Origin of the sequence: Duganella sp. Root1480D1, from assembly GCF_001427305.1 — a bacterium.
In the GTDB taxonomy this organism is placed as follows: Bacteria; Pseudomonadota; Gammaproteobacteria; order Burkholderiales; family Burkholderiaceae_D; genus Rugamonas.
The window spans coordinates 149890-172998 of the sequence record NZ_LMFZ01000004.1 but is presented as its reverse complement, the minus strand read 5'-3'; the positions used below and the strand labels follow the sequence as shown (position 1 = coordinate 172998).

Annotated in this window: 17 protein-coding genes; 14 read left to right on the top strand and 3 right to left on the bottom strand. The window is 62.5% G+C overall.

Annotated features, from left to right (window positions below; genetic code table 11):
• The first annotated feature begins 95 nt into the window (after positions 1 to 95).
• Positions 96 to 2945: a TonB-dependent receptor gene (locus tag ASD58_RS06475; protein WP_057260273.1), complete on the top strand. Its 2850-nt coding sequence runs from the start codon at positions 96 to 98 to the stop codon at positions 2943 to 2945.
• Positions 2946 to 2964: 19 nt separating this feature from the next.
• Here the strand turns inward: ASD58_RS06475 and ASD58_RS06470 are convergent, their stop codons facing one another.
• A complete protein-coding gene (locus ASD58_RS06470) occupies positions 2965 to 3930 on the bottom strand; it encodes a LysR family transcriptional regulator (RefSeq protein ID WP_057260272.1) in 966 nt (321 codons plus the stop codon).
• A 106-nt stretch (positions 3931 to 4036) separates the two neighbouring features.
• On the opposite strand from ASD58_RS06470, the gene ASD58_RS06465 reads away from it, so the two are divergent.
• On the top strand, positions 4037 to 5062 hold the full coding sequence (locus ASD58_RS06465) for an NAD(P)-dependent alcohol dehydrogenase (RefSeq protein ID WP_057260271.1): 1026 nt from the start codon (positions 4037 to 4039) through the stop codon (positions 5060 to 5062).
• Between the two features lie 208 nt (positions 5063 to 5270).
• On the opposite strand, the gene sodB is transcribed toward ASD58_RS06465, so the two are convergent.
• Together sodB and xseA are read right to left on the bottom strand one after the other, a co-directional pair.
• The gene (sodB, locus tag ASD58_RS06460) at positions 5271 to 5849 is read right to left on the bottom strand and encodes a superoxide dismutase [Fe] (RefSeq protein ID WP_055937191.1); all 579 of its coding nucleotides are present in this window, start codon (positions 5847 to 5849) and stop codon (positions 5271 to 5273) included.
• A 67-nt stretch (positions 5850 to 5916) separates the two neighbouring features.
• Entirely contained in the window at positions 5917 to 7260 is a 1344-nt protein-coding gene (gene xseA, locus ASD58_RS06455; protein WP_057260270.1) for an exodeoxyribonuclease VII large subunit, read from the bottom strand.
• Between the two features lie 908 nt (positions 7261 to 8168).
• Here xseA and ASD58_RS06450 point away from each other — a divergent pair.
• The 12 genes from ASD58_RS06450 to ASD58_RS06400 all read left to right on the top strand — a co-directional run bounded on the left by ASD58_RS06450 (position 8169) and on the right by ASD58_RS06400 (position 23097).
• On the top strand, positions 8169 to 8774 hold the full coding sequence (locus tag ASD58_RS06450) for a MotA/TolQ/ExbB proton channel family protein (protein ID WP_057260269.1): 606 nt from the start codon (positions 8169 to 8171) through the stop codon (positions 8772 to 8774).
• Positions 8775 to 8795: 21 nt separating this feature from the next.
• Complete coding sequence (locus ASD58_RS06445; RefSeq protein ID WP_057260354.1) at positions 8796 to 9215, top strand: biopolymer transporter ExbD; 420 nt, start codon at positions 8796 to 8798, stop codon at positions 9213 to 9215.
• Positions 9215 to 10270 (top strand): tetraacyldisaccharide 4'-kinase, encoded by a 1056-nt coding sequence (lpxK, locus tag ASD58_RS06440; RefSeq protein WP_057260268.1) that lies wholly within the window; start codon positions 9215 to 9217, stop codon positions 10268 to 10270. Before ASD58_RS06445 ends, lpxK begins: the two co-directional genes overlap by 1 nt.
• Entirely contained in the window at positions 10251 to 10427 is a 177-nt protein-coding gene (locus ASD58_RS30420) for a Trm112 family protein (RefSeq protein WP_082507565.1), read from the top strand. Before lpxK ends, ASD58_RS30420 begins: the two co-directional genes overlap by 20 nt.
• A gap of 3 nt (positions 10428 to 10430) precedes the next feature.
• On the top strand, positions 10431 to 11189 hold the full coding sequence (kdsB, locus tag ASD58_RS06435; protein WP_057260267.1) for a 3-deoxy-manno-octulosonate cytidylyltransferase: 759 nt from the start codon (positions 10431 to 10433) through the stop codon (positions 11187 to 11189).
• 78 nt (positions 11190 to 11267) lie between these two features.
• The gene (gene adk / locus ASD58_RS06430) at positions 11268 to 11924 is read left to right on the top strand and encodes an adenylate kinase (RefSeq protein WP_057260266.1); all 657 of its coding nucleotides are present in this window, start codon (positions 11268 to 11270) and stop codon (positions 11922 to 11924) included.
• Between the two features lie 192 nt (positions 11925 to 12116).
• Entirely contained in the window at positions 12117 to 14345 is a 2229-nt protein-coding gene (locus ASD58_RS06425; protein WP_057260265.1) for a sodium-translocating pyrophosphatase, read from the top strand.
• A gap of 56 nt (positions 14346 to 14401) precedes the next feature.
• Entirely contained in the window at positions 14402 to 14908 is a 507-nt protein-coding gene (locus ASD58_RS06420) for a hypothetical protein (protein WP_057260264.1), read from the top strand.
• Between the two features lie 63 nt (positions 14909 to 14971).
• Positions 14972 to 15733 (top strand): 3-hydroxyacyl-CoA dehydrogenase, encoded by a 762-nt coding sequence (locus ASD58_RS06415; protein ID WP_057260263.1) that lies wholly within the window; start codon positions 14972 to 14974, stop codon positions 15731 to 15733.
• A gap of 130 nt (positions 15734 to 15863) precedes the next feature.
• Entirely contained in the window at positions 15864 to 17612 is a 1749-nt protein-coding gene (ggt, locus tag ASD58_RS06410) for a gamma-glutamyltransferase (protein ID WP_057260262.1), read from the top strand.
• A 75-nt stretch (positions 17613 to 17687) separates the two neighbouring features.
• The gene (locus ASD58_RS06405; protein ID WP_057260261.1) at positions 17688 to 18857 is read left to right on the top strand and encodes a patatin-like phospholipase family protein; all 1170 of its coding nucleotides are present in this window, start codon (positions 17688 to 17690) and stop codon (positions 18855 to 18857) included.
• Between the two features lie 76 nt (positions 18858 to 18933).
• Positions 18934 to 23097: a hybrid sensor histidine kinase/response regulator gene (locus ASD58_RS06400; RefSeq protein ID WP_057260260.1), complete on the top strand. Its 4164-nt coding sequence runs from the start codon at positions 18934 to 18936 to the stop codon at positions 23095 to 23097.
• Positions 23098 to 23109 lie beyond the last annotated feature (12 nt).

The following is a 23109-nucleotide window of genomic DNA, read 5'->3' as shown; positions in this document are numbered from 1 at the left end:
AATTGGTATTGAAGTCGGAAAAGATTTAATTGGATTGCATTGCACCAGTTACCCTACATTCGGTTTTAACAAAAACCAACTCAGGGAGACCGTAAATGCAATACCAGTTGAACCTTAAAACCACCGTGGCCTGCATGCTGGCCACCGGCCTGCTGAGCAGTGCATCGGTGTGGGCGCAAGAGGCCGCCGTACAAGCGGAGCCGGCCGACACCTCGACCGTGATCGTCACGGGCGTCAAGGCATCGCTGATCAAGAGCCTGGCGATCAAGCGCACCAACGACCAGGTGGTGGAATCGATCGTTGCCGAAGACATCGGCAAGCTGCCCGACAACAATGTGGTCGAAGCACTGCAACGCGTGACGGGGATCCAGGTCACCAACCGCGCCGGCGGCGAAGTCGGCACCTTGTCCATCCGTGGTCTGCCCGACCTCCAAACCACCTGGAACGGCCGCAATATCTTTACCGCATCCGGCACGCAGGTCGCACTGCAGGATATCCCCTCGACCCTGGTGCGCCAGATTGACGTCTACAAGACGCGCGACGCCAGCCAGTTAGAAACCGGAATTGCAGGCCAGGTTGACGTCAAGTCGCTGCGGCCGTTCGATTTCAAGGGGCCGAAAGTGTCGATTTCGGCGCGTGAGACCTATCTGGATCCCGCGAAAAAGGCCAACCCTCAGCTCAGCGCCATGTTAAGCAACCGCTGGCAAACCGGCGTCGGCGAATTCGGCGCCCTGATCAACCTGTCGGCTAACAAGACGAAATACCGCAATGAAAGCGTGACGCCGGGTGCCATGGTGCCGTTCACCAGCCCCAATGCCGCTGAAGTTCCGCCAGGTTACACTCCCTTGCAGCGCATCTTCGACAACACGATCTGGACACCTGGTACCCATGCAGGCTTGCCGATGGCAGAGGGTTCAACGCTGGACTTCAACGGCAAAGCCTATCCGTATTACCTGGCGCGTGACGCCGTTTTCCAGAGCGACCTGCAAGGGGAGCGCAAGCGCCCCGCCGCCAATATCGCCTTGCAGTGGAAACCGAACAGTGATTCGGTCTACACCTTCGAATCGATGTACAACGGATATCGCGACAAGGCCTTCAACCAGTTGCTGTTCAGCTTTGTTGACTGGTGGGGTGATCTCGGCAGCAACCCTGCCGGGACGATCACGACGTTCCCGGGAACGAACGTGATCAAGAGCCGCCATGTCAATAACGTCTATGGTTTCAACAGCGGCGACTACACCACCTCGGCCACCGATTCCCGTGTTTATGCCCTGAACGGCAAGTGGGACCTTGGCGACCGCCTGAAGCTGGAAGGTGACCTGTCGTACCAATCGAGCAGCTATCACTCGGAATTCACAGCCACCCGGATCGATCGCGTTGCACCGTCTATCGACGTCGACTTCAATGCCGGCGGCAACAACACTGCGTTCCATTTCAATAACGATGCCGACCTGACCGATCCGGCCAAGTGGAACGTTGCGCAGTTCTTCGATAACGCGAATCGCAATAAGGGCAGCGCTGCGACGGCCAATCTGTCGGGCGTCTACGATGCCAACTGGGGGGCGCTGGAGACGATCCAGTTCGGCGTGCGCTTCGACGACCGCAAGGCGTCGGAGGCCAACCGGACGCAATCGGGCACCTTGAACCGCAACCTCGCCTCGCTGGGCTCGGAGTATTCCTCCACCAACTCGAACTTCGGCAAGGACATCTCGGACGTTCCGCGCACATGGGTGGAGCCAAATGCCTACTACATCCGCGACCATATCGACGACTGGCGCAAGCTCTTTAACTCGGCCGATTCGAACTTCCAGACGACAGACAAACTGAGCCTGCAAAAGACGTTTGAAGTCGATGAGAAGACGAACAATCTCTTCCTGATGGGGAATACCCGAAACGAGCTGTTCGGCCGCCGCCTGCGCGGCAATTTCGGCGTGCGCTACGTCAAGGTCGATACCGACATGACCTTCTACAAAGTTGATGCCACGACGAAGGCGGTCACGACCTCCAGTGCCAGCAAGTCGACCAGCAAGGTCCTGCCGAGCATGACCCTGATTTACGACGCCTCCAAGGACCTGGTGCTGCGCACCAACTATGGTGAAACGCTGCGCCGCCCGAACTTCGGTGATCTGAATCCGGTCCTGCAACTCAATGACGACGTGTCGAAGGTTGGTTATGGCTCGGGCAGCGGCGGCAATCCGGACCTGAAACCGACGCGCTCCAAGAACCTCGATCTGACGGCTGAGTGGTATTTCCAGAAGGACAGCGCGCTCTACGGCACTTTGTTCAAGCGCAAGATCGACGGCCTGGTCGTCAACTTGCGTCACCGGGTTCACGTTGATCCGGCAAACGACCCGTTCCGCAACTCGACTTCGGGCGGCGACCATACGAACGGCTATGACTACGTCATCAACTCGCCGGTCAACGCCTCCAACGGCACGATCAAGGGCGCCGAACTCGGCTTGATCTACTTCCCGAAAGGGCTGCCGAGCCTGCTGGACGGCCTGGGCTTCCAGGGCAGCTATACGCGACTCTCCTCGTCGCAGAACGTGCCCGACGCCAATGATGCAGGCATCATCGTCGCCCAGCTCGAGACCCCGTTCTTCGGCGTGTCCAGGAGCTCCTACAACGCCACCCTGGCTTACGAAAAGGGCCCGGTCAGCGCGCGCCTGTCTTATGTCTGGCGCTCCGGCTTCTTGTCCAGCAACGAAGCCGCCTTGTTTGCTAATCCGATTGGTATCTGGCGTCATCCGGAAAAGAGTGTGGACTTCCAGATCTCCTACAAAATCAACGACAACATGTCGTTCGATATCAGCGGTGTCAACTTGACCAACGAAATGCAGCAGCAGTACTACCACTTCGGCAGTGCGGGTAACGCGCAGTTGAGCAATTTCGGTACGGTCCAGACCGGACGTTCGGTCTCGGCTGGCCTGCACTGGAAGATGTAAGCCCGCCAGCCACGGGTGCCTATCGGCTGGTTGGCTTGCCGCCGCGCTGGCGCACGTAAGGCACTGCCGGGTTCTGCTCCGCACTTGCCAGGTAGATGGGCGTGACCTCAAGCAGCGTGTCGATTGCGACACGCAGCTTGGCGGGCATGTAAGGGGTCTGGGGCCACACGAGATGCATTTGTGAGGCTTCCATTTCCCCGCAATCGAACAGCACTTTCAATTCGCCGCGTTTCACATACGGGGCAATCAGCCAGCACGGCAGCCAGGCCAGGCCCATGCCGCGCGCCGTCGCATCGGCAATCACCTGCAAATCGTCCAGCAACATGCGCTGCTGCGGCAGCAGCTCATGCGTGCGGCCGTCCGGCGCCGACACCGTCCATTCCTTCACCACCCGTCCGCGCGAATACAGGATTCCCAGGTGCCCGCTCACATCCTGCAAGGTCTTTGGCGCCCCGTGCTCCTTCAAGTAAGAGGGCGCGGCGCAGATCAGCATGCGTTGCTGGCCCAGGTGGCGTGCGGCCAGGCTGCTGCTGTCAGGCAGCGGGCCGACGCGCAGGCCAAGGTCGAAGCCTTCGTCCAGCAGGTCCACCACGCGGTCATTGAATGAAATATCGATGGTCAGTTGTGGATAGCGCTGGGCCAGGTCCATCATCAGTGGCGCCACGAACTGGCGGCCGAACAGCACCGGCACGCTGATGCGCAGGCGCCCGGTCGGTTCGTTGCGGCCGGTGCCGATGCAGGCCTCGCCCGCATCCAGTTCGGCCAGCGCGCGCACGCAGCGTTCGTAATATGACTGGCCCGCTTCGGTCAGGTTCTGGCTGCGTGTGGTGCGGTGGAACAGGCGCACACCCAGCCGCTCTTCCAGCCGCGCGATGGACTTGGCGACGGCGGAGCGGGTCTGGTGCAGGCGGATTGCGGCGGCGGAAAAACTGCCGGCTTCCACCGCCTGGACGAAGACGTTGATGCCATTCAGGCGTTCATTCATATTGTTTCCATTTGGTCGACAATCTGTCGAGAAAACTCCACCACTGTGGATCGCATGGAAACTATATAGTTCTTCTCACTTCACTACAACCTGCAAGGAGATTCAAATGCACGCTTACCAAATCACCCCCGGCGGCGGTATCGACAGCCTGGAAGCCGTCAAACTGCCCAAGCGCGAACTGCAATATCAGGAAGTGCGCGTCAAGGTACACGCCGTTTCGCTGAATTATCGCGACCTGATGGTAGCGCAAGGCAGCTACCCGACCAGCGGCGAAGGGGCCGTGGTGCCGGGTTCCGATGCGGCCGGCGAGGTCGTCGAAGTAGGTCCTGGCGTGCAGCGCTTCCGTGTCGGCGACCGCGTTGCGACCGCATTTTTCCCTGAGTGGGAAGAGGGCAAGGTAACCCCGGGTAAAACGGCCGTGACGCTGGGCGCTGGCGGCAACGGTGTGCTGGCGGAAGAACTGGTGATCAATGAAGGCGGCCTGGCAGCAGTGCCGGCCCACCTGAGCTACGAGGAAGCTGCGACATTGACTTGCGCCGGTGTGACGGCCTGGAATGCGCTGTTCGTGGAAGGTGGAGTGAAAGCCGGCGACACGGTGCTATTGCTGGGCACGGGCGGTGTATCGGTGTGGGCGCTGCAACTGGCCAAGGCGGCAGGCGTGCGCGTGATCGTCACCTCGTCCAGCGACACCAAGCTGGAGCGGGCGCGCGCACTAGGCGCGGACGTCCTGATCAACTACCGCAAGAGCCCTGAGTGGCAGGAGGAAGTACTGCGCGCCACCAACGGCGAAGGCGTCGACCTGGTGCTGGAAGTGGGCGGCCAGGATACGCTGGCGCGTTCGATCGCGTCCGCCGGCATTGGCGGCAAGGTGGCTGTGATCGGCGGGCTGGGTGGCGGCTTCGAAACCAGCGTCCAGCTGCTCGGCATCGTCATCGGCGGCAAGAGCATGAGCGGCATCTACGTCGGCAGCCGCAAAATGCAGGAAGACTTGTCGCGCCTGGTCTCGCAGCGCAACATCAAGCCGGTGGTGGACCGCGTGTTCGATGTCCACCAGGCGCGCGAAGCCTACCAGCACCTGGCCTCCGGCAACCACTTCGGCAAGGTCGTCATCAGCGTCAAGCCGCGCTATTAACCCAATTCGGGGTCAGGTCTGTCAATCGGACACGCGCGCAGTTTCTTTGACAAATCTCAATACGCAAAATCGACGGAATTTGCGTATTGAGTAATATCAAATGAGAGCGCTAGCTGTCCAAATGACAGACCTGACCCCGAATTTGACCCCGAATTTGGCGAAAAAAAAGCTCGCGTGTGCGAGCTTTTTTGTTGGCGAAGAACCGCGATCAGGCGAAGTTCTGGGCCACGAAGTTCCAGTTCACCAGGTTCCAGAAGGTTTCAACGTACTTAGGACGGGCGTTGCGGTAGTCAACGTAGTAAGCGTGCTCCCACACGTCGCAGGTCAGCAGTGGCTTGTCGGCGCCGGTCAGCGGGGTGGCAGCGTTGGAGGTGTTGGCGATCTCGACCGAGCCGTCAGCTTTCTTCACCAGCCAGGTCCAGCCGGAACCGAAGTTGCCGACGCAGGATTTGGTGAATTCAGCCTTGAAGTTGTCGAAGGAACCGAACTTGGCGTTGATGGCGTCCGCCAGGGCACCGGTAGGCGCGCCGCCGGCGTTTGGAGCCATGCAGTTCCAGTAGAAGGTGTGGTTCCAAACTTGGGCTGCGTTGTTGAACACGCCGCCGGAAGACTTCTTCACGATCTCTTCCAGGGACAGGTTTTCGAACTCGGTGCCCTTGATCAGGTTGTTCAGGTTGGTGACATAAGCCTGGTGATGCTTACCGTAGTGGAATTCCAGGGTTTCCTTGGAGATGTGCGGCTGCAGCGCGTCCATTGCATACGGCAGTGGTGGCAGGGTATGTTCCATGAATGTTTCCTTTTGATTGAGACGAAAAGTTATTTTTGCCGAAACGGCCACTATTGTAATACGAACGCTAGGCAAGCGTTGGCTGCACGGTGGCAATGCCGATTTCGGCGCTGCCTTCGGCCAGGCGGACGCCCAGCGATTGTCCCGGCTTGATATGCGCCGGGTCGCGCAATACGGCTCCTGCGGCATCGGTGACGATGGCGTAGCCGCGTTCCAGCGTGCGCTGGGGATTCAGTAGTTCGAGTTGCGCCGACAGCGCGTTCAAGGCATCACGCCGCTGCAGCAGTTGTGCGCGCATGTTGGCGCCGGCGCGGTGCTGCAGGGCTTCCATTGCTGCACGTGCCTTGCTGGCGTCCGGCTTGCGCGCGGCCAGGCGTCCGGCCAGGCGGTCGACTGTGAAGCGGGCTTGCTGCAGCGGGTTGCGCGTGGCGTGCCTCATGGCGGTGGACAGGCCTTGCAACTGCATGCGCTGCTGCGCGATGCGGGCCGTCGGGCTGAGCAGGCGGCGCTGCAGGTTGTCCAGCGTTTGGGTGGCGTCGCTCAAGGCACGGCGCATGGCCCGGCACAGGTCGGTGGCGTCGGCGCGCAGGGAGCCGAGCCAGTCGGCGCGCGGCGTTGCGGCCAGTTCGGCCGCCGCGGTCGGCGTTGCGGCGCGCACGTCGGCGGCAAAGTCGCAGATGGTGAAGTCGGTTTCGTGGCCAACGCCGGAAACCACCGGCATATTGCAATTGGCCACGGCGTAAGCGACCACTTCTTCATTGAAGCACCACAGGTCTTCCATGCTGCCGCCGCCGCGTACCACCAGCAGCACATCGCATTCGGCGCGGCGCGACGCCCTATCAATGGCAGCGGCAATCTGGGCGCCGGCCTGCTGGCCCTGCACCAGGGTAGGGTAGAGCACCACGTTGACGTGCGGCGCCCGGCGGCGCAGGGCAATCAGTACGTCGCGCAGGGCTGCTGCCTGCGGGCTGGTGACGATGCCGATGGTGCGCGGGAACAAGGGTAGGGCGCGCTTGCGCTCGGTATCGAACAGCCCGGCCGCGGCCAGCCGCTCTTTCAGGCGCTGGAAGGCTTCAAACAGCGAGCCGACACCGGCCCGGCGGATGGCTTCCACATTGATCTGGTAATCGCCGCGCGGTCCATACAACGTGACCAGGGCCCGCACTTCGACCTTGTCGCCTTCGCGCGGCACGAAGCCGGCGTACTGGGCGCGGCCGCGGAACATGACGGCACGTACCTGGGCCGCGTCGTCCTTCAGGGTGAAATACCAATGGCCGGAACTTGCTCGCGTGAAATTCGAGATTTCCCCAGATATCCACTGCAAGGGGAATGAACGCTCCAGCAGGCGTGCTACGGCCTGGTTGAGGGCGCTGACTGAGATAACCTGGTTGGGTTCGGGGCTGTTGATCATTGGACCTGTCCACACTTTTTGAAAGCGGTCATGCTTATGTCATATATCACTTCAACTCGCAAGTATTTTTTGTAAACACATGATTATTAAGGGTAAACCTAAATGCTACATAAGCGGGCATTTTGCGAATTTCCTTATAGATCAAGGACTTTGCGATAGCGATTGGCTGTTACGCACAAAGATATCCACAGAATATGTGAGGAACTTTTCGCTGTCGAAACTTGCGTGATGAAAATGTTTGCAGGGTAACTTTCATTTTAGAAATCAAGGACTTGGCACGCCAGTCTGTCCCTTGCTAACAATTTTATCCACAGAAGCTGTGGGGAAAGTGCTGCCCAAAAATTGGGCGCGACGTGATTGTTGTTGTGGATCAAGGACTTGCGTTGCTCCCCGGGGCCTTGCTCACACTTTTGTCCACAGAATTTGTGTAGAAGGCTCAAAAATGTCCACTTCGGTCGCTGGAATCATGGTGGACATCCCCATGCGATATTTTTACGCATGGCAAGAAAGTCCTTATGGATCAAGTACTTTACCCCTCAAGCATAGCTTTGCTAACAATCTTATCAACAGAATATGTGAAGAAGTGCACAGCTGGGGAAAAGCAGGAAAAGCGCCAGTGCGCATTTTTTGTGCTTGAGAATAATTCGCTTTGCGATCAAAGGCTTAGCATATAAAAGCCTCCATTCCCCACAATTTTGTCCACAGAATATGTGCAGAACTGATCCTTCCAGAGCTGATGAAAATTTTTGCATTAGAAAAAATCATAATCAAATCATAGGGTTAATGAGAAATAGTTGGATTGCCAACAATGTTGTCCACAGAAAATGTGAAGAATACGCACACACTTGCCTGATAGCTCTCGACACGCTACATTGCGCGTTTAGGTTTTTCTTTCTTAGGAGTATGTCTTGCTCGCAATTTTCCAGGCCGCCGGCTGGCCCATCTGGCCTCTGCTGATCGCTTCCATTGTTGCCCTTGCGCTGATCGTTGAACGCCTGATGTACCTGCGCCGTGCGCGCATCATTCCGAAGACACTGCTGGACGAGGTGGTGCGCGTCTATCGCAGCGGAAACATCAATAACGAAATCATCACCAAGCTGGAAAAGTCGTCCCAACTGGGCGTTGTTCTTTCGGCAGCGTTGCGTAACGTCAACGCTCCGCGTGATGTGATGAAGGAATCGATCGAAGAGGCGGGCGGCGCCGTGGCCCACGAACTCGAGCGCTTCCTGACCACCCTCGGCACCATCGCTACCCTGGCACCGCTGATGGGCTTGTTCGGTACCGTGGTCGGGATGATCGAGATCTTCGGTTCCCAGAACTCTGCCGGCGCAAATCCTGCGCAACTGGCGCACGGTATCTCGGTGGCCCTGTATAACACCGGTTTCGGCCTGGCGATTGCGATGCCGACCCTGGTGTTCTACCGCCACTTCCGCGCCCTGGTCGACTCCTTCGTGATCGACATGGAGCAGCAGGCGGTCAAGTTCGTGGACGTGGTCCACAACACCCGCAAGTAAGCGAGGGATCAGTTTATGGCGATGAATTTCCGCCGCGGCCAGAAGCGCGAAGATCCCGAGATCAACCTGATCCCGTTCATCGACGTGCTGCTGGTGATCCTGATCTTCCTGATGATCACCACCACCTACAGCAAGTTCACCGAGCTGAAAATCACCCTGCCGACCGCCGATGCGGAAAAGACGGTGGAGCAGCCGAATGACCTGAACGTGACGGTGGATGCCAAGGGTAACTACACCATCAACGGCACGCCGGTGGCGTTCCATGATGTCGCCGGCCTGGCCGAGCAGATGAAGGCTGCCACCAAGGATGCCAACCCGATCGTCAAGATCAACGCCGACCAGTTCGCGATGCACCAGATGGTGATCAACGTGATGGAAGCGGCGCGTGTGGCAGGCTTTGAGCGCGTGACCTTCGAGGCACAGACCGCCCAGGCCAGGTAATGGCCTCTTCCCTTGAGGCGACGTTCTCGCGCGAGTGGCTGCGGCGGGGCGCGCTGGCATGCGCGCTCTGGCCTTTGTCCCTGCTGTTCCGGGGACTGGCCGCCCTGCGCCGCGGCCTGTACGCGGCTGGCGTCTCGCATGCCGAGCGCCTGCCGGTACCGGTTGTCGTCGTGGGGAATATCTTCATTGGCGGTACCGGCAAGACGCCGCTGACCATCTGGCTGGTGGATGCGCTGCGTGCGGCCGGCTTCCGGCCGGGCGTTGTTTCGCGCGGGTTTGGCAGCAAGGATGCCGCCGCGCGAGAAGTCAGCGCCGGGTCGACACCCGCCGAAGTGGGCGATGAACCGGTATTGATCGCGGCCCGCACCGGTTGCCCGGTATTCGTCGGCCGTGCACGTGCTGCCGCAGGGCGTGCCTTGCTGGCGGCCCATCCCGGGGTCAACGTGATCGTTACGGATGACGGCTTGCAGCATTACGCCCTGGCGCGCGACGTGGAAATCGTGCTGTTCGACGGCCGTGGCGTCGGCAATGGCTGGACCTTGCCGGCAGGGCCGCTGCGCGAAGCGCCGTCCCGCAAACGCGATTTCACCGTGGTCAATGCAGCGGAATTGCCGGCCCGGTTGTCCGCCGCCGTCGCGCCTTTGGGCGTCCAGGCGGGGTCTCCCTGGCAGATGCGCCTTGCGGGAGGCGTTGCCGAGCGGCTCGCCCAGCGCAACGAACGCATGATGCTGGCCGAGTTGGCGCAACGCAGCGGAGCGCGGGTGGCCGCTGCGGCAGGCATTGGCAATCCTGGCCGATTCTTCGCCATGCTGCGCAGCGCAGGACTCAAGCCGCAAGAGCTGCCGCTTCCCGATCATCACGACTTTAAAGACCGCCCGTTCGCGAATATCGAGGCCGACTTTATTCTGGTGACGGAGAAGGATGCAGTAAAATGCTGGCAAATTGAAGAATTACGCAACGATCCAAGAATCTGGGTCGTTCCAGTCAGCGCCCGCATCGACGCGGCGCTGGCCGATCAAATTGTGGAGAAACTACGTGGACGCACGCCTGCTTGATATCCTGGTCTGCCCTGTGTGCAAGGGCCCTCTGGAGTACGATAAAAAAGCCCAGGAAATGATTTGCAAAGGCGACCGCCTGGCATACCCGATCCGCGACGGCATTCCGATCATGTGGGCCGACGAAGCGCGCTCCCTGCCAGACACCACGGAGTAAGCGGTGTCCTTCATCGTTATCATCCCGGCCCGCCTGGCCTCTACCCGCCTGCCCAACAAGCCCCTGGCCGACCTGGGCGGCAAGCCGATGGTGGTGCGCGTCGCAGAACGCGCCAGGGAAGCCGGCGCCGCCCGCATCGTGGTCGCTACCGACCACGCCTCTATTAAAGAAGCCTGCGAACAGCACGGCATCGAAGTCTTCATGACCCGTGCCGACCACCCGTCCGGCACCGACCGCATCGCCGAAGTGGCGCGCGCCATGAACCTGCCGATGGATGCCGTGGTGGTCAACCTGCAGGGCGACGAGCCCCTGATCGACCCGCAACTGCTGCAAGCTGCCGCTGCCCGCATTGGTGCCGAGGTGCCGATGTCCACCTGTGCCCACCCGCTGCACGATGTTGCCGACGCCTTCAACCCGAACGTGGTGAAGGTGGTCCTGGACAAGCAGGGCCGCGCACTGTATTTCAGCCGTGCCACCATTCCGTGGCACCGCGATGCCTTCGCCAGGGACAAATCGGCTCTGCCGGCCGGCTATGTCCCGCTGCGCCATATCGGCCTGTACGCCTATCGGAACGACTTCCTGCAAGCCTACCCGGCGCTGGAAGTGTCGCCGCTGGAGGGGATTGAAGCCCTGGAGCAGTTGCGCGTACTGTGGCATGGCTACCCGATTGCCGTACACGTGACCGACGCCGCCCCGCAGGCGGGTGTGGACACCCCGGAGGACCTGGCGCGTGTGCAAGCACTCTACAAAAGTGGCGGATAAGCCAACTTCTGTGGTAAGTTTCTAGCAAGGTGGCTAAGGCATCATCAAAAATTATTATTAAATCGTTTAGGAACATTCATGCGTCTCATTCTGTTAGGAGCTCCAGGAGCCGGTAAGGGCACTCAGGCCAACTTCATCAAGGAAAAGTACAACATCCCCCAGATTTCGACCGGCGACATGCTGCGTGCCGCGATCAAGGAAGGTACTGAACTGGGCCTGGCCGCTAAAAAAGTAATGGACGCGGGCCAGCTGGTCTCCGACGACATCATCATCGGCCTGGTGAAAGACCGCCTGAAAGCGGCGGATTGCGCCAACGGCTACCTGTTTGACGGCTTCCCGCGTACCACCGCGCAAGCCGACGCGATGAAGGACGCAGGCGTCAAAATCGACTACGTTCTCGAAATCGCCGTGCCGGACGACCAGATCGTCGAACGCATGAGCGGCCGCCGCAGCCACCCGGCTTCGGGCCGTGTGTACCACGTCAAATTCAATCCTCCTAAAGTCGAAGGCAAGGACGATGTCACCGGCGAAGACCTGGTGCAGCGCGACGACGACAAGGAAGAAACCGTCAAGAAACGCCTGGACGTCTACCACAACCAGACCGAAGTGCTGCTCGGCTACTACGGCGAGTGGGCCAAATCGGGCCAGCCTGGTGCGCCTAAATACCGCAAGATCGAAGGCGTTGGTCCAGTCGACGAGATTCGCGACCGTGCATTCGCGGCTCTGAACAGCTAAATTTTATGCCAAACCGGCAGACCGGTGTCTGACCCGCAGGGTCAGACACCGACACGCGGCAGCCGCGTCACAGGTCTACCGGTTCAAGGCACGGCCCCCTGGCCGTGAAGTGTCAAAGTTTTGCAGTACGTAGTTCGGTCGTACCGAGTTCGTTTTGTAGCTTTTGATTCTAATAACGTTAGGGGGCAATCTATGGCAGCAAGTTTGTGGTTCGCGATTGCGTGCGGCGTGCTCGCGGTTGTATACGGGCTGTGGGCGCGCAACTGGATTCTTGGACAGGACGCGGGTAATGCCCGCATGCAGGAAATCGCGACAGCCATCCAGCAGGGTGCTGCGGCCTACCTGGCCCGCCAGTACCGCACCATCGCAATTGTCGGTGTTGTCTTGCTGGTAGCCATCGGGGTGGCGATCGATATCAAGACCGCCATCGGCTTCCTTCTTGGCGCCGTGCTTTCCGGCGCTTGCGGCTTTATCGGCATGAACGTGTCGGTACGGGCCAATGTGCGTACCGCGCAGGCTGCATCGGTAGGCATGAACGAGGCGCTCAATGTCGCCTTCAAGGGCGGTGCCATCACCGGCATGCTGGTGGTCGGCCTTGGCCTGCTGGGCGTGGCCGGTTTTTACTGGGTCCTCACCGTGATGGGCGCGCCGTCTGCGCCTGCCCCAACGCTTAATGTGCATGAAGTGCTGAAGCCGATGATCGGCCTGGCCTTCGGCGCTTCCCTGATCTCGATCTTCGCGCGTTTGGGCGGCGGCATCTTCACCAAGGGCGCAGACGTCGGCGCGGACCTGGTGGGCAAGGTGGAGGCGGGCATTCCCGAAGACGATCCGCGCAACCCTGCGGTGATCGCCGACAACGTGGGCGACAACGTGGGCGACTGCGCCGGCATGGCGGCCGACCTGTTCGAAACCTATGTGGTGACCCTGATCGCGACCATGCTGCTTGGCGCACTGATGATCACCAGTGCGCCGGCACAAGCGGCGATCTACCCGATGCTGCTGGGCGCGGTGTCCATCATTGGCTCCATCATCGGCTGCTCGATGGTCAAGGCGAAACCGGGCAAGAAGATCATGTCGGCGCTGTACACCGGCTTGTGGTGGGCCGCCGGCCTGTCGCTGATTGGCTTCGTGGTCGTGACCTGGCTGGTCTGGCCTGACGACGACATGCGCTACAAAATGCTGGGCGCTACGGTGGTTGGCATCGTGCTGACCGGGCTGATGGTCTATATCACCGAGTTCTACACCGGCACCGAATTCACCCCGGTGCGCCATATTGCGGAAGCCTCCACCACCGGTCACGGCACCAACATCATTGCCGGCCTGGGCGTGTCGATGAAGTCAACTGCATGGCCGGTGCTGGCTGTGTGTGTGGCGATCCTGGTTTCCTTCAAGCTGGCCGGCCTGTATGGCATTGCGATTGCGGCGACTTCCATGCTGTCGATGGCCGGCATCGTGGTGGCGCTGGACGCCTACGGCCCGATCACCGACAACGCCGGCGGTATCGCCGAAATGTCGGGCATGCCTGATTCCGTGCGCGCCATTACCGACCCGCTGGACGCCGTGGGCAACACCACCAAGGCTGTGACCAAGGGCTACGCCATTGGTTCCGCCGGCCTGGCTGCGCTGGTGCTGTTTGCCGACTACACGCACGCGCTCGAGTCGCGCAGCATGTCGATGACGTTCGACCTGTCGGACCCGATGGTGATCGTGGGCCTGTTCATCGGCGGCCTGATTCCTTACCTGTTCGGTGCGATGGCGATGGAAGCCGTGGGCCGCGCTGCCGGCGCCGTGGTGGTGGAAGTGCGCCGCCAGTTCCGCGACATCAAGGGCATCATGGACGGCAGCGGCAAGCCGCAGTACGACAAGGCTGTCGACATGCTGACCGCTTCGGCCATCAAGGAAATGATCGCCCCTTCGCTGCTGCCGGTGCTGGTGCCGATCCTGGTCGGCATGCTGCTTGGCCCGCGCGCACTGGGCGGCCTGCTGATGGGTACCATCATCACCGGCCTGTTCGTGGCGATCTCGATGACCACCGGTGGCGGTGCCTGGGATAACGCGAAAAAGTATATCGAGGACGGCAACCACGGCGGCAAAGGATCCGACGCGCACAAGGCGGCGGTGACCGGCGATACCGTGGGCGACCCGTACAAGGATACTGCCGGCCCGGCCGTCAACCCGCTGATCAAGATCATCAACATCGTGGCGCTGCTGCTGGTGCCGCTGCTGCCTGCCACCGGCATCCTGTCGGTGACCATGGCGCCGATGCAGGCGCAGCAACAGGTGGTGGCCCCGGCTTCGGCTGCGGCGCCGCAAGTAGCCGCACCGGCCGCTGTGCCGGCGCCTGCGCCGGCGCCGGTTGCTGCCGCTGCTGCTGCCGAGGTGCCGGGACAAGCGGCAAGCGAGGCAGCGGCCGCCAAGTAGGTCGCGCCGCGTTCACCCTTCGCGGCGTATGATGGCAATACGCTGCGGAGGGCATCATGAACATTCCACTGCTGCTGGCGCTGGCCGCCGGGCTTTCCGGCCCGGCCGCTGGCTCCGAATCCCTTGACGAGTACCGGCGATTGCCGGAATGCCGGCTCAGCGCCGACGGCAAGCACCTGCTGCAAGAGCCTTGCCGCACGGCGCCTGCCCGCAAGAACCTGCCGCGCCGCCCGGTGCCGCTGGCCGTTACGCCAACACCGCGCATTGCGCCGGCTCCCGATTCTTCCTTGACCTGGGCGCCCATGCTGACCAGGCGCGACTCGCATGCAACTCCCACGCCGATTGCCCAGTTGCCGCGCGCCGGGCAGCCCGCGTTGCCGCCGGGCGCGATTCTGCCGCCCACCACGCCGCTGCCTGGCCCCAGCGCGCCGATCCCGGTCCAGTGCGATGCGGGCGGCTGCCTAGACGCCAGCGGCATCTATTACCACGGGCCGCCAGGGCAGGTGATCAGCCCGAGCGGAAAAGTGTGCTCCCAGAGCGGGGGATGGATGACTTGCTACTGATTTCGCGTACAATACGCCTCGATTGACGTTTACGTAACGTAAAGTAAATAGGGGAGACAAAGCATGCAAATCAAGGACCAAGTATTCATCATCACCGGCGGTGCGTCGGGCCTGGGCGCGGCCACCGCGCGCATGATCGTCGACAACGGCGGTAAAGTCGTTCTGGCGGACGTGCAGGTGGAAGCGGGCGAAAAGCTGGCCGCTGAACTGGGCGCTGCCAAATTCGTCAAATGCGACGTGACTTCCGAAGCGGACGGCCTGGCCGTGGTGGCTGCTGCTACCGCCATGGGCACCCTGCGTGGCCTGGTCAACTGCGCCGGCGTGGCGCCAGCCATCAAGACCGTGGGCAAGGATGGCCCGCATCCGCTGGACTCCTTCGCACGCACTGTCAGCATCAACCTGATCGGCACCTTCAATATGTGCCGCCTGGCGGCCGATGCCATGGGCAAGACCGAAGCGGCGGAGTGGGGCGAGCGCGGCGTGATGATCAATACTGCATCGGTGGCGGCGTTTGATGGCCAGATCGGCCAGGCGGCTTACGGCGCGTCCAAGGCTGGCGTGGCCGGCATGACCCTGCCGATGGCGCGCGACCTGTCGCGTTCTGGCATTCGCGTGATGACCATTGCGCCGGGTATCTTCGAGACCCCGATGCTGCTGGGCATGCCGCAGGAAGTGCAGGATGCGCTGGGCAAGATGGTGCCGTTCCCGCCTCGCCTGGGCAAGCCGTTCGAGTATGCCTCGCTGGCCAAGTCCATTATTGAAAATACCATGCTGAATGGCGAAACCATCCGCCTGGATGGTGCGATCCGCATGCAGCCCAAGTAAGCCGGCAAAGCGGTGTCTGGCCCGCAGGGTCGGATACCGATACGCTACGGCCGCAAGCCGGTGCCGGACCCTGGGGGTCTGACGGGACGGCCATCCGGCTGGGTTACCGGTTTTGGTGTAGCATGGCCGGATGAAAGCCATAGCCCTCGCCCTCGCAGCGCTCTGCTGCACCAGCCTCCCGCTGCACGCCCAAGATAATCGCGCTCCTGAAATCGCCACCGGCTGGCAGGAGAAAGCCGGCTGGTCCGCGCAACAATACATGGTGGCCGCCGCCAACCCGCTGGCCACGGAAGCCGGCTACCAGATGCTGAAACAAGGCGGCTCCGCGGTCGACGCGGCCATCGCCACCCAGCTGGTACTGACCCTGGTCGAGCCGCAATCCTCCGGCATCGGCGGCGGCGCGTTCATGATGCATTGGGACGGCAAGAAAGTGCGCTCCTTCGACGGCCGTGAAACCGCGCCCGCAGTCGCTACCGAAACCCTGTTCCAGGATGCCAATGGCAAGCCCTTGCCGCGTGCGGAGGGTGTGGTCGGCGGCCGCTCGGTCGGCGCACCGGGTGTGTTGCGCATGCTGGAACTGGCGCATAAGGAATATGGCAAGCTGGCCTGGCCCAAGCTGTTCGCGCCCGCCATCAAGCTGGCCGAGGAGGGCTTTGCCGTCAGCCCGCGCCTGAACGCTTTGCTGAGTGGTGAGCGTTACCTGCAGCGCGACCCGGTTGCCGCCGCCTACTTCTTCGACAAGGACAGGAAGCCCTGGCCCGTCGGCCACGTGCTGAAAAATCCTGCGTTGGCAAAGACCCTGCGCGAAATCGCCGCCGAAGGTGCCGATGCCTTCTACCGCGGCCACATCGCGCGCGACATCGCGGCGAAAGTGCAGGGCCACCCGACCAATCCCGGCGGCCTGACCGCAGTCGATATCGCCGGCTACAAGGCCAAGGAACGCGAGCCGCTGTGCGCCGACTACCGCGCCTACACCGTGTGCGGCATGCCGCCGCCTTCGTCCGGCGGGGTGGCGATTGCACAGATCCTCGGTATTCTCGAAAACAGCAAGATCGGCGATTACGCGCCGGTCAACGGCGTCATCGGCGCCGACGCCATCCACCTGATGTCGGAAGCCGAGCGCCTGGCCTATGCTGACCGCAACCGTTACGTGGCCGATACCGATTTCGTGCCGCTGCCCGGCAAGGGCGCCAGCGGCCTGCTGGATAAATCCTACCTGCGCCAACGCGCCACCCTGATCGGCGACAAGTCGATGGGGCGCGCCCGTGCCGGCGTGCCGGCCGAAGTGAAAGTGGCCTGGGGCGACGACACCGCGCTGGACAAGCCATCCACCTCGCACCTGGTAGTGGTGGACGGCAACGGCAACGCCATCTCGATGACCACTTCGGTGGAAGACGCCTTCGGCTCGCGCCAGATGGTCGATGGCTTCCTGCTGAATAACCAGTTGACCGACTTCTCCTGGGATGCGGTGGATGAAAACGGCCCGATCGCCAACCGCGTGCAGCCGGGCAAGCGCCCGCGCAGTTCCATGGCGCCAACCCTGGTATTCGACAAGCAGACCAGGCAACTGGTGCTGGCTACCGGATCGCCGGGCGGTTCCACCATCATCAACTATGTCGCCAAGGTGCTGGTCGGTGCGCTGGACTGGAAGCTCAATGTGCAACAGGCCATCAGCCTGCCCAATTTCGGCAGCCGCAATGGCCCGACCGAACTGGAAGCGGGCAAGTTCCCGGGCGACGTGGTCGACCAGTTGAAAGCGCGTGGCCATGAGGTGCGCCAGGTCGAACTCAATTCGGGCCTGCAAGGCTTGCAGCGCACGCCAACGGGCTGGTTCGGCGGCGCCGATCCGCGCCGCGAAGGCATCGTGCGCGGGGAGTGACGAGCGCGCGACAGGCCAGGGGTGGGCAGGGCCGCAAGCATTCCCGCCCCGCGGCCAGCATGTTACCCTTGATAAATGGGCATGAAAAAGAAAACAGGCTTGATCCTGACGGGCGGTGGCGCCCGTGCGGCTTACCAGATAGGCGTTTTGCAGGCGATTTCCGAAATCCTGTGGGAAGAGGGATGGCCGCCGGCACGTAATCCCTTCCAGATCATTTGCGGCACTTCGGCTGGCGCCATCAACGCTACCGCCCTGGCTTGCCGCGCCGATAATTTCGGCGAAGGCGTGCAAAAGCTGCTTGATGTGTGGAGCAATTTCGAAGCAAACCAGGTCTATCGCGCCGACTCGCTGGGCGTGCTGCGATCCGGCGCGCGCTGGCTATCGCTGCTGTCCTTCGGCTGGCTGCTGCGCAAATGGCGCGCCGCGCCGCCGCAGTCGCTGCTCGATAACACCCCGCTGGTCAACCTGCTGCACCGCATGCTGGACCTGCCGCGCCTGGACAACTGCCTGCAGGAAGGCTTGCTGCACGCGGTGGCCGTCACCGCCTCGTCCTACACCGGCGGCCAGCACATTACCTTCTACCAGACCGCTGCCGAAATTGCGCCCTGGGTGCGCATGCAGCGCGTGGCAATGCAGGACCAGATCGGCGTCGAACACCTGCTGGCATCGTCCGCCATTCCTTTCATCTTCCCGGCCACGCCGCTGTACATGGGCGGCCACCTGGAATATTGCGGCGACGGGTCGATGCGCCAGCTGGCGCCAATCTCGCCGGCCATCCACCTTGGGGCGCAGAAGGTGCTGGTGGTCGGGGCCGGGCGCCTGACCGAGCCGCCGCGCCAGATGACGGAAACGCCGCGCTACCCGAGCCTGGCGCAGATTGCCGGCCATGCCATGTCCTCCATCTTCCTGGATGGACTGGCAGTCGACATCGAGCGCCTGAATCGTGTCAACCAGACCTTGTCCGTGCTGCCGGAGGATTTGCTGGCCAAGACCCCGCTGCGGCCGGTGGAGTTGCTGGTCATCGCCCCGTCCGAACGGCTGGACGACCTGGCAGCGCGCCATATCGGCAGCTTGCCGGCGCCGATCCGCACCATGCTGTCCGGGATCGGCGCCACCGAGGCGCGCGGCTCGGCGCTGGCGTCTTACCTGCTGTTCGAAGCGAGCTACACCCAGGAGCTGATCCGCCTGGGACAGCGCGATACCCAGGCCCGGCGCGCCGACGTATTGGCATTTTTCGGGTCCTGATGGCCACCAATAGTAAAATGGCAGCTTTTGCCCTGATTCTTCCTGATTTGACCCCGTGGCTGGAACAGTACCTCGATTGATCTCGCGCCTTGCCGCATTGGCCCTGGCTTGCACGCTCGCCCTCCCGGCGCTGGCGGCGCCGCCGCGCACCCTGCGTTTCGAGCAGTTGGACGTGGATGACGGCCTGGCCCAGGAATCGGTGCTGTCAATTGTGCAAGATCGCCAGGGCTTCATGTGGTTCGGCAGCCAGGCGGGCCTGAGCCGCTTCGACGGCTACAAAGTCACGGTTTACCGCAATATCGTTGGCGACCAGCGCAGCCTGGCCGAAAACTGGGTCGGCGTGCTGCATCTCGACCCGCGCGGCCGCATGTGGGTAGGCACCGACGGCGGGCTTGACCTGTTCGACCCGAAGACGCAAGCGTTCAGCCACTTCCTGCCGCGCGAACCGGAAAAGCGCGGCAGCGGCAACCGCCACATCAAGGCCATCCTGGACGATGGAAGCGGTGGCCTGTGGATCGGCACCGCCGACGGCCTGCAGCACTTTGATCCTGCCACGGGCAAGTTCGCCATCTACCACCACGACCGCACCGATGCCGGCAGTCTTGGGCATGACCAGGTCAATGCGCTGGCGCGCGACAAGCAGGGCAGGTTGTGGGTCGCCACTTCGGCCGGCGTCGACATGCTGGAGGCAGGCTCGCGCAGCTTCGTCCACTACCCGCTGAAAGCAGCCGGTGCGCGCGGTGCCCAATCCTTGCTGGTGGACCGCGACCAGGTGCTGTGGGTCGGCACCCAGAACGGCATCGAGCGCTGGACGCTGGAAGGAAAACATCCGCAGCGCCGCATGCTGGGTGCGGCGGAAGGCTTGCCGCCAAGCACCGTCAAGCGCATCTACCAGGACCAGGACGGCACGCTGTGGGTGGGTAGCCAGACCGGCGGCTTGTTCCGCTGGCGCCAGTCGGACGACCGTTTCGTGCAATACCGTCACCAGCAGGGCGACCCGCACAGCATCGCGGACAACTACGTGTTCTCGCTGTTCCGCGACAACGTCGGCACGCTCTGGGTCGGCACCTGGTACCGCGGCGTGAGCCGGGTCGACTTGGGCAGCGGCGGCTTTTCGCGCCTGGTCAAGGATCCCGGCCAGCCCTTCACCCTGACCGACAACAAGGTGCGCGCCTTGCTCGATGCCGGCGACGGCAAAGTCTGGGTTGGCAATAGCGATGGCCTGAACTACTACGACCCGGTGACCGGCAAGACCGTGCTGTATCGCACCAGCACGGGCACTGGCGGCGACAGCCTGGAATTCCAGGTCACGGCCTTGCTGCACGACCCGCGCGACCGCAATGTGCTGTGGATCGGCAGCCGCAACGGCGTGCGCCGCTTCGATATCAAGGCGCGCCGTTTCGGCCCGCTGATGCTGTCGCATGGCGACCCTGAAAATGACGTGATCCGCTTCCTGTACGGCGACCGCGAAGGCATGGTCTGGGCTTCCGCCCGCAACGGCCTGCACCGCATCGACCCGTCCAGCAACGGCGTGCTGACTTTCCGCCACGACCCGTCCGACATCCACAGCCTGGCCGACAGCGTGGCGCGCCCGGTGCTGGAAGACCGGCGCGGCAACCTGTGGATCGGTACTTTCAACGGCCTTGACCTGCTGGACCGCAAGACCGGCCGCTTCACGCACTTCCGCAACAACCCGAACGACGCGGGCAGCCTGAGCCACAACGAGGTGCACTACCTGTTCGAGGACGACGACGGCATGCTGTGGATCGGCACTGCGGCAGGCCTGAACCGCATGGAGCGGCGCCCGGACGGCAGCGTGAACTTCCGCCGCTTCCTGCGCAAGGACGGCCTGGCCGACGATGCGATCGCGGGCATCCTGCCGGACCGCGGAAAATACCTTTGGCTGTCCACCAATACCGGCATCTCGCGCCTCGACATGGGCAATGGCCAGGTGCGCAATTACTCCGGCGTGGACGGCACCATCGAGGGCGCCTATTTCGACGGCTCCGCCTTGCGCGCGGCCGACGGCACGCTGTACTTCGGCGGCTTTAACGGCATCACCGCCTTCGATCCGCAGGAGGTGCGGGAGAACGGCTCGGCGCCGACGGCCGTCATCACCGACTTCCAGATCTTCAACAAGCCGGTGCGGCCGGGGCAGGGCGGCGCCAACAAGGGCGTGCTGCAGCAGGCCATCGAATACACCAGTTCCTTGTCGCTGCGCGAAGGCGATTCCGTATTCTCGCTGGAATTCGCCGCACTGCACTACGCCGCGCCGCAACGCAACCGCTTCGCCTACCAGCTGGTCGGCTTCGACAAGGATTGGGTGGTGACCGATGCCGGCAAGCGCTTCGCCACTTATACCAACCTCGATCCCGGCACTTACCAGTTCCGCGTCAAGGCCGCCAACAAGGACGGCATCTGGAACGATAACGCTGCCACGCTGGAAATCATTATCGCGCCGCCGTACTGGAAGACCTGGTGGTTCCGCCTGTGCATGCTGGCGGTGGCGATGGGCGGCGCCTGGGCCGCTTACCATATGCGCGTGCGGGCGCTGCGCGGCCAGCAGCTGCAACTGGAAAAGCAGGTCAGCTTGCGCACCGCCGAAGTGGAACTGAAAAACCAGCTGTTGCAGGAGCAGAAGCGGGAGCTGGAGCAGCGCGACAAGCACCTGTCGCTGGCCAAGCAAAGGGCGGAAGAGGCAACGCGCCAGAAGTCCGAATTCCTGGCCAATATGAGCCACGAAATGCGCACCCCGCTGGCTGGCGTGATCGGCATGCTGGGCTTCGCGCTGCGCGACAATGCGCTGGCCGAGCGCACGCGCGAACAGATCGAGCGCGGCCAGGGCAATGCGCAGTCGCTGCTGGCGATCATCAATGACTTGCTGGACTTCTCCAAGATCGAGGCCGGCAAGCTGGATATCGAATCGATCGACTTCGCGCTGGCCAGCATGGTCGAGAACGTGGTCAGCCTGTTCGCCGAACAGACCATGTCCAATATGGTCGGCTTCGAAGTCGATTTCGCGCCGGACCTGCCGGAATTCGTGGTGGGCGACCCGACCCGCCTGCGCCAGGTGCTGGTCAACCTGGTCGGCAACGCCTTCAAGTTCACGGAGCGCGGCAAGGTCTCGCTGCGGGTGGAACGTGAAAGCAGCGGGCCGCAAGGCCACCGCATCCGCTTCACGGTGGAAGATACCGGCATCGGCATTCCGCCGGACGCCTTGCCGCGCCTGTTCCAGAAGTTCGAGCAGGGCGACACCACCACCACCCGCCGCTACGGCGGCACCGGCCTTGGACTGGCGATCAGCAGCCAGCTGGTGGAATTGATGGGCGGCCTGATCGACGTGGTCAGCGCACCGGGCGCAGGCTCCAGCTTTGCCTTTACCGTTCCGCTGCGCGACGGCGTGGCGCCGCCGCTGGCGCCCCATGTGGCGCGCGAGCAGCACACGCACCAACTGCGCGTGCTGTGCGCGGAAGACTTCCCAACCAACCAGATCATCGTGCGCATGATGCTGGAAGACCTGGGGCACAAGGTCGACATCGCCGGCAATGGCGTGCTGGCGCTGGCTGCCTGCGCCCAGCAGCGCTACGATTTGATCCTGATGGACGGCCGCATGCCGGAGATGGACGGTTCCACCGCGACGCGCCTGATCCGCTCCGGCGGCCCGCGCGAAGCGCCGGTGCTGGACCCGCACCTGATGATCGTGGCCCTGACGGCCAACGCCAGCGATGAGGACCGCAGCCGCTACCTGGCCGCCGGCATGGACGACTTCCTGACCAAGCCGATCGACGAAGGCGCGCTGCACATGCAGCTTGAACGCGCCATCGAACGCCAGCTTGCGCGCGGCATCAAGCTGCCGTCGATGCGCCCGCGCAGGGAGGAGCGGCCCTCGGTGGCCGAACTGGATGCCATGTTCGGCGTGTGCGACCTGCCGCCGCCGCAACCGATGCCGGGCCAGGCCGGGCAAGCGCTCAAGCTGCGCCTGCGCGACGCCTTCATCGCCGACTTGCCGGCGCGCCTGCGTGAAATGGACCAGGCGCTGGCCTCGGCCAATGCCGATGCGGCCGGCCGCCTGTTCCATGGCATGAAGGGCAGCGCCGCCTACCTGGACGAGGCCGAACTGCATGCCCTGTGCGGTGAACTGGAAAGGGCTGCGGATCGCGCCATGTGGCCTGCGATCCGCGAAAAGCTGCCGCGCCTGCGGCTGCTGCTGGAACACGTCGTATCCCCAACGCGTCATTAAAATAAAAGCGGA